General features: G+C 62.0%; 6 protein-coding genes and 3 pseudogenes. 8 read left to right on the top strand and 1 reads right to left on the bottom strand.

Features of this window, described 5'->3' with window-relative positions; translation table 11 throughout:
- The first annotated feature begins 196 nt into the window (after positions 1 to 196).
- The 8 genes and pseudogenes from HT737_RS25390 (at position 197) to HT737_RS25355 (ending at position 10,812) form a co-directional block, all read left to right on the top strand.
- Complete coding sequence (locus HT737_RS25390) at positions 197 to 2,908, top strand: TonB-dependent receptor (protein ID WP_182404232.1); 2,712 nt, start codon at positions 197 to 199, stop codon at positions 2,906 to 2,908.
- Positions 2,909 to 3,058: 150 nt separating this feature from the next.
- Positions 3,059 to 4,925, top strand: a pseudogene (locus tag HT737_RS25385) (extracellular solute-binding protein).
- A gap of 1 nt (position 4,926) precedes the next feature.
- The gene (locus tag HT737_RS25380; RefSeq protein WP_047291509.1) at positions 4,927 to 5,991 is read left to right on the top strand and encodes a microcin C ABC transporter permease YejB; all 1,065 of its coding nucleotides are present in this window, start codon (positions 4,927 to 4,929) and stop codon (positions 5,989 to 5,991) included.
- Positions 5,991 to 7,013, top strand: coding sequence for an ABC transporter permease (locus tag HT737_RS25375; RefSeq protein WP_182404231.1), 1,023 nt, complete (start codon positions 5,991 to 5,993; stop codon positions 7,011 to 7,013). Before HT737_RS25380 ends, HT737_RS25375 begins: the two co-directional genes overlap by 1 nt.
- Before the next feature lie 14 nt (positions 7,014 to 7,027).
- Complete coding sequence (locus tag HT737_RS25370; RefSeq protein WP_182404230.1) at positions 7,028 to 8,659, top strand: ABC transporter ATP-binding protein; 1,632 nt, start codon at positions 7,028 to 7,030, stop codon at positions 8,657 to 8,659.
- Between the two features lie 170 nt (positions 8,660 to 8,829).
- Entirely contained in the window at positions 8,830 to 9,351 is a 522-nt protein-coding gene (locus HT737_RS25365) for a DUF3455 domain-containing protein (protein ID WP_121184659.1), read from the top strand.
- Positions 9,352 to 9,576: 225 nt separating this feature from the next.
- Positions 9,577 to 10,113, top strand: a complete 537-nt coding sequence (locus HT737_RS25360) for a sigma-70 family RNA polymerase sigma factor (RefSeq protein ID WP_182404229.1) — start codon at positions 9,577 to 9,579, stop codon at positions 10,111 to 10,113.
- A pseudogene (locus tag HT737_RS25355) lies at positions 10,110 to 10,812 on the top strand (anti-sigma factor domain-containing protein). The gene HT737_RS25360 and the pseudogene HT737_RS25355 overlap by 4 nt, the downstream one beginning before the upstream one ends.
- A gap of 7 nt (positions 10,813 to 10,819) precedes the next feature.
- On the opposite strand, the pseudogene HT737_RS25350 reads toward HT737_RS25355, so the two are convergent.
- Positions 10,820 to 11,901 (bottom strand): annotated as a pseudogene (locus tag HT737_RS25350) (DUF1615 domain-containing protein).
- Positions 11,902 to 12,029 lie beyond the last annotated feature (128 nt).

Genomic DNA, 12,029 nt, shown 5'->3' with positions numbered 1-12,029 from the left:
GGGCGCGCGCTGAGAAACGCGCCCGGCACCGCTGAAGAATCCCGTCGCAATCAGCCGACCGAAAAACGCCAGACGTCTTCGGAGGGGATCGGCTTGCTTGAAGAAAGTGGCTTTCCGCATGCGGTATCACCGAAAGCGGAGCAATGAGGGGCTCACAAGGCCAATTCGATAACGTCTGATCAAGTCGGAAACAACCATGCTGATGAACACTCCACGCTTCACGCTCAAACCTTTGGTGGCAACGATTTCTCGTCACCGTTTTGTTCCGTTGTACCTGGTGGCCATGGGGATGGGCGCCGGGACCGTGCAAGCCGCCGAGGACGACAACGTCGCCGTTCCCGCTGCAGCCGCAGTGGTGGCACCGACCACACAATTGCAACGGGTGGAAGTGACCGGCTCGGCGATTCGCCGGGTCGATGCGGAAACGGCCGTGCCGATCACCATTCTGAAAGCCGATGAGCTGCGCAAACAGGGCGTGACTACCACCGCCGAACTGGTGCAGCGGATCACCGGCAGCCAGTCGATAAACAACAGCGCCGGCTCGGTCGGCGCCGCCACCGGTGGCGCTTCGTTTGCCGACATGCGCGGCATCGGCGCGAACAAGACCCTGGTGCTGCTCAACGGTCGGCGCCTGGCCAACAATGCCTTGTCCGGCACCAACTCGGCCGGCGGCGCGGTGGATCTGAACATGATCCCGTTTGCCGCCATCGAGCGCGTGGAGGTTCTGCGCGACGGCGCATCAGCCCTGTACGGCACCGACGCCATCGGCGGCGTGATCAACTTCATCACCAAAAAATCCCTGACCGACGGCCAGCTCACCCTCGGTGGCGAAACCCCGACCCACAGCGGCGGCGGTGCCACCAAAGACATGAGCGCCAGTTGGGGCTATGGCGATCTGGAAGAAGACCGCTTCAACGTGCTCGGCGTGTTCAACTACAACAAGCAACAGAACCTCGACGCCAACGACCGCTCCTTCGCCCGCGACTACGACCCTGGTCGTGGCCTCGATCAGACCTCCGGCACCGCGTTCCCCGGCAACTACAGCCAGAACGGCAACGCCACCAACCCGTTGGCCAACAGCAATTGCAACGGGCCGAACCTGGTCGCGCGCGATGGGCTGTGCCGCTTCAGCACCCGCGAATACATCGACCTGATTCCGCAAACCGAGAAGACCTCGTTCTTCGGCAAGACCACCGGCAAACTCGGCGACGATCACAACGTCAACCTCGAATACTTCTGGTCACGCAACAACAACGCCACCGCGGTTGGCCCGGCCCCGCTCACCGGCCTGAGCCTGGATTCCTCGTCGCCGTACTACCCCGGCAACGGCATCACGCCAGCCCCCACGGGCTTCGCCCTCGACCCGACGCAACCGGTCGATGTGAACTGGCGCGAAACCGCCGCCGGCCCACGGGAATCGAAAGACCAGAACACCAGCCAGCGCTTTCTGTTGAGCTTCGACGGTCTGGTCGGCGGCTGGGATTACAACGTCGGCGCCTCGTACAACCAGAACAAAATCGTCTCCAGCGTCACCAGCGGCTATGTCAGCGATCAGGCGATGATCGATGGCCTGGCCAGTGGTCTGCTCAACCCGTTCGGCCCGCAGACCAGCGCCGGTCAGCAATACATCGATCAAGCGATGTACCACGGCGCCTACTCCACCGCCGTCGGCCGCGTGGCCGGTTTCGACGGGCGGGTCAGTCGCGAGATCGGAGACTGGTTCGGTGCCGGGCCGGCCGGTCTGGCGCTGGGTGGCGAGTACCGCAAAGAGAAGTTCCATCAGGATTTCGAGTCGTTTGCCGGTGACATCCAGAGCCTCGGTATCGACCCGGCCGGCAGCGTCGAGGGCGACCGCAGCGTGAAAGCCGCGTACGCCGAAATCAATGTGCCGGTGCTCGACAGCCTCGAACTGTCCGCCGCTGTGCGTCACGACAAATACAGCGACTTCGGCAGCACCACCAACCCGAAATACTCGTTCCGTTATCAGCCGCTCAAAGAGCTGGTGGTGCGCGGCGCGTACAGCGAAGGCTTCCGGGCGCCGTCGCTCTACGAGCTGTATTCGCCGCGCAGCATCACCTACACCCAGGGCTACTACAACGATCCGGTGCTGTGTACCGGCGGCGTGGTGCAACCGGGCGGCAACGGCGGGCGCGATTGCGGTCAGCAGTTCCTCAATCAGATCGGCGGCAATGAAGATCTGGCTCCGGAGAAGGCGCGCAACGTGACGCTGGGCTTCGTCTATCAACCGGTCAGCAACCTTTCCGTGGGCCTGGATTTCTGGTGGATTCATATTTCCAACCAGATCCAGCCGTTCCCCGAGTCCACCGTGTTCGATCAGGCCGGCAGCTACCCGGATCGCTTCGTGCGCAACGCCGACGGCACGCTTAACTACATCGTCACCGGCAATGCCAACCTTGGCATCGTCGAAACCAACGGCGTCGATGTGTCGCTGGACTACCGCTTCCCGAACACCCCTTACGGCCAGTTCGGTCTGGGGCTGCAAGGCACTTACGTGGACGAGTACGACTTCCAGAGCACCATCAAAGGCCCGTTCACCGACAAGGTTGGCGACTTCGAAGGGGACGGCGTGATCGCGCGCTGGAAACACAACCTCACCGGCAGCTGGACCTTCGGCGCCGCAAGGGCGTCGCTGACCAACCGCTTCACCACCGGTTACAACGACTACGACCGCGATACCCATGCCCGCGTGGCGTCGTATTCGGTGTGGGACCTGTCGGCCGGCTACACCTTCAACAAGGTGCTGGATGTCGATGCCGGGATGAAGAACATGTTCGACCGCAACCCACCGTTCTCCAACCAGGCCTACAACTTCCAGAGCGGCTATGACCCGCGCTACACCGACCCGCTGGGCCGCACGCTGTTTGCGCGCATGACGTATCACTTCTGACCGGAAACACCACATCCCCAATGTGGGAGCGAGCTTGCTCGCGAAGGCGTCGTATCAGTCAACACATCCTTCACTGAAACACCGCATTCGCGAGCAAGCTCGCTCCCACAGGGGGCCGGGTTCTTTCAGGGATTTTTGAGGAGTGACTTCATGAGTTTTTTGCGCAACATGGCAGGCCTGCTGCTCGGCGGCGCCTTGCTCTGCGCCGCTGTGCCAGCAATGGCCGCCGGCAGCTATGCACTGACGGTGTACGGCGAAGCGCCGAAGTATCCGGCGGGTTTCCAGCATTTCGATTTCGTCGATCCCGACGCGCCCAAGGGCGGTTCGCTCAGCCGGGCGTCGATGGAAATCGGCCAGTACAACTACATCACCCCGTATGCCGATCAGGGCATTTCCGTGGTGCAGGTCAACGACTGGGTGTATGCGCCGCTGGCGTTCCGTTCGCTGGACGAGCCCTACACCGTTTACGCACTGGTCGCGCAACAAATGGAACGCGATCCCGAGGGGCTCTGGGTGCGCTTCACCCTCAACCCCAAGGCCCGCTTCGCCGACGGTACGCCGATCACCGCCGAAGACGTGCGCTACACCTTCAACCTGCTGATGACCAAGGGCAGCCTCAGTTATCGCCAGCAGTACGCCGACGTGCAGGACGTGCTGATCGAAGGTCCACGGCAGGTGCGTTTCACCTTCAAGAACAACCTCAACCGCACCCTGGCGCTGGACCTGGCGACGCTGCGCGTGGTGCCCGAACACTGGTGGAAGACGCGCGATTTCGCCAACGGCGGCGGCTTCGAACCGCCGCTGGGCAGCGGCCCGTATCGCGTGAGCAAGGTCGACGCCGGGCGAAGCATCAGTTTCCAGCGCGACCCGGACTGGTGGGGCAAGGACCTGCCGGTCAGTCGCGGAATGTACAACTTCGACACGCTCACGGTGAATTTCTACGGCGACACCGACGTCGCTCGCCAACTGCTGCAGGCCGGTGCGTTCGATTACAACCGCGAGTTTTCTTCGTCCGGTTACGTGGTCGGCTACGACAGCCCGGCATTGCGTGACGGGCGTTTGCAACAGGCGATTCTCGCCCCGGAAAAACCCACGGCGGCGCAAGGCTTCGTGTTCAACCTGCAAAACCCGATTTTTCAGGATCGCCGCGTGCGTCAGGCGATCAGTCTGCTGTGGGATTTCGAGTGGACCAACAAGCAGATGATGCGCGGCTTCTACGTGCGTCAGAACAGCTTCTGGCCGAAGAGTGAAATGGCCGCCACCGCCCTGCCCGACGCCGAGGAATTGAAGATCCTCGAACCGTTGCGCGGGCAGATCCCGGACGAGGTGTTCACCGAGGTCTATCAGGCGCCGAAAACCGACGGCAGCGGCTACATACGCGACAAGCAGTTGCAGGCGCTGAAGCTGCTCGCCGAGGCGGGCTGGACGCCGCAACACAGCCGACTGGTCAACGCCACTGGCGAGCCGCTGGCGTTCACCTTCCTCGACGGTCAGGGCGGCTTCGACCGCATGCTGTTGCCATTCAAACGCACCCTCGCGCAGATCGGCATCACCCTCAATCTACGGCGGATCGATTCGGCGCAATACGTCAATCGGCTCAACGCCCGCGACTACGACATGATCGTCACCAGTTTCCCGCGCAGTGGCGATCCGATCGTCTCCCCCGGCCGCGAACTGTACAGCCTGTACGCCTCGCAAAGTGCCACGCAGGTCGGCAGTTCCAACTCAATGGTGCTGGCCAACCCGGCGGTCGACCAACTGATCGACGGGCTGGTCAAGGCCGACACCCGCGACGCCATGGTGCATTACGCCCCGCGCCCTCGACCGGGTGCTGCAATGGGGTTACTACATGATTCCCAACTACTACTCCAAAGGCACGCCGACGGTGTATCAGAACCGCTTCGGCATGCCGCCGGTGCAACCGGCTTACGACGAAGGCCTCAACACCTGGTGGGAGGTCTCGGCCAAGCCGTTGACCACGCAACAGATGCACACCCAGCTTGCGGGGGGCCAGTGACATGCTGCGTTATCTGAGTCGACGTTTGCTGCTGATCATCCCCACGCTGCTGTGCATTCTGGTGGTCAATTTCCTCATCGTGCAGGCCGCGCCGGGCGGCCCGGTGGAACAAGCCATCGCGCGTCTGCAAGGTTTCGGCGGGCACAGCATGGGCGGTGGTGGCGAAGTCGCTGCGACGGGCGGTGCCGGGCGCAGCAGCCGTGGCCTCGACCCGGCGCTGATCGAGGAAATCAAACACCACTACGGTTTCGACAAGCCGATGCATGAACGCCTGTGGCTGATGCTGAAAAACTACGCGCAGCTGGACCTGGGCAGCAGTTTCTTTCGCGGTGCCAAGGTCACCGATCTGATCCTGCAGAAACTGCCGGTGTCGTTGTCGCTCGGCGTGTGGGCGACGCTGATCACCTACCTGATTTCGATCCCGCTGGGCATTCGCAAAGCGATCAGGAACGGCAGCGCATTCGATGTCTGGAGCAGCACCGCGATCATCATCGGCTACGCGATGCCGGCGTTTCTGTTTGCGATTCTGCTGATCGTGGTGTTCGCCGGCGGCAGCTACGTCAACTGGTTCCCGGTGCAGGGGCTGGTGTCGGATAACTTCGACAGCCTCAGCACCTTGGGCAAGGTCGGCGACTACCTCTGGCACCTGGTGTTGCCGGTCACGGCGCTGGTCATCGGTGGCTTCGCCACCCTGACCATCCTCACCAAAAACAGCTTCCTCAACGAGATCAGCCGCCAGTACGTGATTACCGCACGGGCCAAGGGCTTGACCGAACGCCGCGTGCTTTACGGCCACGTGTTTCGCAACGCCATGCTGCTGGTGGTGGCCGGTGTGCCGTCGGCGCTGATCGAAGTGTTTTTCGCTGGCTCCTTGCTGATCGAAACCCTTTTCAACCTCGATGGCCTCGGGCGCATGAGTTACGAAGCGGCGGTGTCGCGGGACTATCCGGTGGTGTTCGGCGCGTTGTTCCTGTTCACCTTGTTCGGCCTGTTGATCAAGCTGATCGGCGACCTCAGCTACACCCTGCTCGACCCGCGCATCGACTTCTCGGCGAGGACTGCCTGATGTTCACACTCTCTCCTCTGGGTCAGCGCCGGGTCGCGCAGTTCAAGGCCAACCGTCGTGGACGCTGGTCGCTGTGGCTGTTCATTGGCCTGTGCCTGATCTGCCTTGGCGGCGAATTGATTGCCAACGACAAACCCTTGGTAATCCGCTACCACGGCGCTTTGTACTTCCCGATCCTCAGCGATTACCTGGAAACCGATTTCGGCGGCGAGCTGCCGTTCCAGCCGGATTACGCCAGCGCTTACGTGCACTCGCTGATCGAGGATCAGGGCGGCTGGATGCTGTTTCCGCCGATTCCGTTCAGCTACGACACCGTCAACTACGACCTCACCGAACCGGCGCCAAGCCCGCCCTCGGCGAGCAACTGGCTGGGCACCGACGATCAGGCGCGGGACGTGTTGGCGCGAGTGATTTTCGGCACACGAATTTCGATCCTGTTTGCGCTGACCCTCACCGGCATCAGTGCGTTGGTCGGTATCGTTGCCGGCGCGTTGCAGGGTTATTACGGCGGTTGGGTGGATTTGCTCGGGCAACGGCTGCTGGAGATCTGGTCGGGGCTGCCGGTGCTGTATCTGCTGATCATTTTGTCCGGGTTCGTCTCGCCGAGTTTCTGGTGGCTGCTGGGGATCATGGCGCTGTTCTCCTGGCTGGCGCTGGTGGACGTGGTGCGCGCCGAGTTCCTCCGTGGACGCAATCTGGAATACGTCAAAGCCGCGCGGGCGCTGGGGCTGACCGACAGAGAGCTGATGTGCCGGCACATCCTGCCCAACGCAATGACCTCCACCCTGACCTATTTGCCATTCATTCTGACCGGCGCCATCGCCACCCTCACCGCGCTGGATTTTCTTGGCTTCGGCATGCCGGCGGGCACCGCCTCACTGGGCGAACTGATTGGCCAGGCCAAGCGCAATCTGCAAGCGCCGTGGCTGGGCCTGACGGCATTTTTTGCCTTGGCGCTGATTCTGTCGTTGTTGGTGTTCATCGGTGAGGCTTGCCGAGACGCGTTTGATCCACGATCTTGATCCGAGGAACTGACATGCAAAACCATTTGATCGAGATTCGCGACCTGCGCGTAGCCTTTGGCGAGCAGGCCGTGGTGCACGGTTTGAACCTCGACATTCGCCGGGGTGAATGCCTGGCGCTGGTCGGTGAGTCCGGCTCGGGCAAGTCGGTCACGGCGCATTCGATCCTGCGTTTGCTGCCGGGTAAAAGCGTCAGCAGCAGCGGTTCGATTACTTACAACGGGGTGAACTTGCTGCAGGCCAGCGAGCAACACCTGCGCGGTTTACGCGGCAACCGGATTGCGATGATTTTCCAGGAGCCGATGACCTCGCTGAACCCGTTGCACACGGTGGAAAAGCAAGTCAGTGAAGTGCTGGAAATTCATAAAGGCCTGAAGGGTCGCGCGGCACGTGAGCGGACGCTGGAGCTGCTGGAACTGGTCGGTATTCGCCAGCCTTTGCAGCGTTTGAAAGCCTATCCGCATCAGCTGTCGGGCGGACAACGGCAACGGGTGATGATCGCCATGGCGCTGGCCAATGAGCCGGAACTGCTGATCGCCGATGAACCGACCACCGCGCTGGACGTGACCGTGCAGCAGAAGATTCTTGAGCTGTTGATCGAACTGCAACAACGCCTGGGCATGTCACTGTTGCTGATCAGTCACGATCTGAATCTGGTGCGGCGCATCGCGCAACGGGTGTGCGTGATGCGCCACGGTGAAATCGTTGAACAGGCCGACTGCGAGACACTGTTTCGCACCCCGCAACATCCTTACAGTCGCTTGTTGATCGAAGCCGAACCCAGCGGTGCTCCGGTGCCAAGTGCGTATCAACACAATCTGCTGGAAGTCGATGATCTGAAGGTCTGGTTTCCACTGCCCAAGGCACTGTTCAGTCGTTCGCAGGCGTACATCAAAGCGGTGGACGGCGTCAGCTTCCGCCTGCAACGCGGCAAAACGTTGGGGATTGTCGGCGAATCCGGTTCGGGCAAATCCACGCTGGGCCAGGCGATCCTGCGGCTGGTGGAATCCGAGGGCGAGATCCGCTTCGGCAACAAGCAACTGAGCCTGCTCAATCAGCGTTTGATGCGCCCGTTGCGGCGGCAGATTCAAGTGGTGTTCCAGGACCCGTTCGGTAGCCTGAGCCCGCGCATGTCGGTGCAGCAGATCATTGCCGAAGGTCTGCTGACTCACGGCATCGGCACCGAGGCCGAGCGCGAGGCGGCGGTGATTCGCGTACTGGAGGAAGTCGGCCTCGACCCGAAGAGTCGCCATCGCTACCCCCACGAATTTTCCGGCGGCCAGCGCCAGCGCATCTCCATCGCCCGCGCACTGGTGCTGGAGCCGGCGCTGATCCTGCTCGACGAACCGACCTCGGCGCTGGATCGCACGGTGCAGAAACAAGTGGTGGAGCTGTTGCGACAATTGCAGATCAAGCATGGGCTGACCTATCTGTTCATCAGCCATGACCTGGCGGTGGTGCAGGCACTGGCTCATGACTTGCTGGTGATCAAGGACGGCCAGGTGGTCGAGCAAGGGGCGTCGCGGGAGATCTTTGCTGCGCCGCAGCATCCCTACACCCAGGAACTGCTGAAAGCCTCCGGCCTCAAGCCGCTAAAGTCCCCTGTGGGAGCGAGCTTGCTCGCGAAAGCGGTGGTGCAGATATAAATGAGTCGACTGACACTACGCCTTCGCGAGCAAGCTCGCTCCCACAGTTTTGATTTGCAGAGATTGAAAAATATTTTTCGGGCACTGCATCCAAACGCCTCCGTCACGGGTAGTTCCAGTAGCAGCCCTCCTCGGCTGTCAGCGGTTTACCCCTTTCGGAGATAACACAGATGAACATCACTCAACTGATTGGCCTCACCGGTTTGCTCGCCCTGTCCTCGACAACGTTCGCCCAGAGCAGCTATCCCGACGCGATCAAAGTCCCGGAAGGCCACAAGATCGCCATGGAAACCACCGGCGTCGGCGAGATCACCTATGAATGCCGCGACAAGCCCAACGCGGTCGGACAAACCGAGTGGACCTTCGTCGGCCCGAAAGCGGTGCTCAATGATCGCAGCGGCCAGCAGGTCGGCACCTACTTCGGCCCGCCCGCCACCTGGCAGGCCAAGGACGGTTCGAAAGTCACCGGTACGCAATTGGCCGTCGCCCCGTCGAGTCCGGGCAACCTGCCCTATCAACTGGTCAAGGCCAACCCCGCCGAAGGCAAAGGCGCGATGAGTGGCGTGAGTTACATCCAGCGTGTCGCGCTCAAGGGCGGCGTGGCCCCGGGCAGCGAATGCACGGCGGCGAACAAGGGCAAGCAGGAAGTGGTGAAATATCAGGCCGATTACATTTTCTGGGCGGCGAACTAGTTCCTTGATGCTTCTATGGGAGCGAACTGGTGGCGAGGGGATTCATCCCCGATGGGGCGCGAAGCGCCCCAAAATCCGGCACTGCGGAATCAGGAATTCACCGCAACCAACGGTTACGGCTGCTGTGCAGCCGGTCGGGGATGAATCCCCTCACCACAAAGGCTCGCTCCCACAGTAGAGGACTGTTGGCTGGATGTTTGAAGAATGTGAGCTAGATTGCACCCCATGTCTTTGCCTGAACCGGTGTTCGATTACGAAGCCCGTCTCGCGGCCTGCGCCCGCGGCGAGCACTCGGCCCTGCGCGATTTATATGTGCAGGAAGGCCCGCGCCTGCTCGGCGTGGCCAAGCGGCTGCTACGTGACACGGCGCTGGCCGAAGACATCGTGCACGAGGCATTCATCAAGATCTGGAACGGTGCGGCGCAGTTCGATCCGGCGCGCGGCTCGGCGCGGGGCTGGATGTTCAGCGTGACCCGGCATCTGGCGCTGAATCTGCTGCGCAATCAGGCTCGGGAGACGCCGTTCAGCGAAGATCATGAAATGCCTGCCGAAGAAGATGACGGCTTCTATGCCCAGGCGCATTCGGGGCGCATCCATCGCTGCCTGGAACAACTCGACCCACAACGCCGAAGCTGCATCCTCCACGCCTATGTCGATGGCTACAGCCACGCGCAGATTTCCCAACGGTTGGGCACGCCGCTGGGCACGGTCAAAGCCTGGATCAAACGCAGCCTCAACGCTTTGCGGGAGTGCATGGGATGACCACTGAATCGGCGCAGGAACGCGATGAACTGGCCAGTGAATACGTGCTCGGCACCCTGTCGGCGCCGGAGCGTGAAGCGGTGCAACGGCGCTTGCCCCACGAGCCCGAACTGCAAGCGGCGGTGGACGCCTGGGAGCGGCGCTTGCTCGACCTGACCGATCTCGCCGGGACGCAGCAGCCATCGCCGCACCTTTGGCCGCGTATCGAGCGCAGTGTCGAGCAACGCTCACGAAAAAACACCGGCTCCGGCGCCCACCTCATGGTGGAATCTGCTGCCGCTGTGGCGTGGGCTGAGTGCGTTCGGACTGGCAGCGACGCTGATCCTGGGCTCGATTCTACTGACCCAGACCACGCCGAAACCCAGTTATCTGGTGGTGCTGGTCGCGCCGCAGGACAAGGCGCCGGGCTGGGTGATTCAGGCCAGCAACGCCCGGGAAATTCAGCTGATCCCGCTGGGCGTGGTCGAAGTGCCGGCGGACAAGGCGCTGGAGTTCTGGACCAAGGCTGACGGCTGGCAAGGGCCGGTGTCGCTGGGGCTGGTCAAGCCGGGCCAGGCGCTGTCGGTGCCGCTGGACAAGCTGCCGCCGCTGCAACCGAATCAGCTGTTCGAGCTGACGCTGGAAGGCGCCAATGGCTCGCCGATCGGTAAACCGACCGGGCCGATTCAGGCGATCGGTCGCGCCGTCAAAGTGCTTTGAACCCGCGTCAACCGGCCTTGGCCATGCAGCGCTTGTAGCGCTCATCCACGCGTTTGGCGAACCACGCCGTGGTCAGTTTGCGGGTGATTTTCGGGCTCTGCAGGACGATCCCCGGCAACACCGCACGTGGCAAGGTCTTGCCTTCAGCCTTCTCGGCCAGTTCGAACACGCGCTGGTAGAGTTTGGTTTCTTCGAATTCCAGGGTCTTGCCCTTCTCCAGTTGATCGCGAATCGTCGGGTTGCGCAGGCCCAGCGACTTGCCGAGGGTGCGCACCGCCAGTTCGGTGCTGCCGGGCATGATCGAGTCGTAGCGAATCAAGTCGCCATCCAGCGCCAGCGGGATGCCCGAGGCTCGGCTGACGGCGTTCTGGAACGCGGCATTGCGGCTGGCGTACCAACCGGCGTTGAAGTCGGCGAAGCGATACAGCGGCTCGCGGTAACTCACCGGGTAGCCAAGCAAATGCGCGATGCCGAAGTACATTCCGCCTCGGCGGGTGAACACTTCGTGGCGGATCGTGCCGTCTACCGGGTATGGATAGTCCTTGGCGTGCTGCTCGGCGAATTCGATACTGACCTGCATCGGTCCGGCGGTGTGTACCGGGTTGAAGCCACCGAACAAGGTGCGGCCCATCGGCACCCTGCCGATGAAGTCATCAAAAATGGCGCTGAGTTCTTTTTCACTGCGCGCCGCGCTCAGGCGTTCGCTGTAGGTCTTGCCGTTGGTGGAGCGCACTTGCAGCGCGCCGCTGACCAACAGGCCGGGGATATGCACTTTGCCGGCACGACGGTCGATTTCGTCGCGAGCGATCTTGCCCAGCCCCGGCACCGTCGGGTCGACCTGATAGGTCGATTCCTGCTCGGCCACGGCCAGCACTGAACAGAGATTCTGTGTGGTCGGGCTGATGTGCTGAGCGGCGAACGCGGCGTAGATGTCGGTGGCCCAGCCTCGCGCTCGGGCACTTTGGCCGGCATCAGCCGCACTATTTCGGCCTTCACTTCGGCGGGCGCACGCGGCGCCGGCTCCTGACTGCGCTGGCCGGCGCAACCGGCGAGCGCCAGCAACGCGGCGAGGGTAATGAGTAATCGCATGTTGCTTCATCCAGTCCAATAAGCCAGAAACACCATACACAATCCGTGTAGGAGCTGCCGCAGGTGCGATCTTTTGACTTGGTTTCTAAAAGACAAGATCAAAAGATCGCAACCTGCGGCAGCTCCTA

This window comes from Pseudomonas sp. MD195_PC81_125, from assembly GCF_014060985.1.
GTDB classification, from domain to species: Bacteria; Pseudomonadota; Gammaproteobacteria; order Pseudomonadales; family Pseudomonadaceae; genus Aquipseudomonas; species Aquipseudomonas parakoreensis.
Note: the sequence above shows the minus strand (reverse complement) of the source record. Positions and strands in the feature narration are given on the sequence as shown.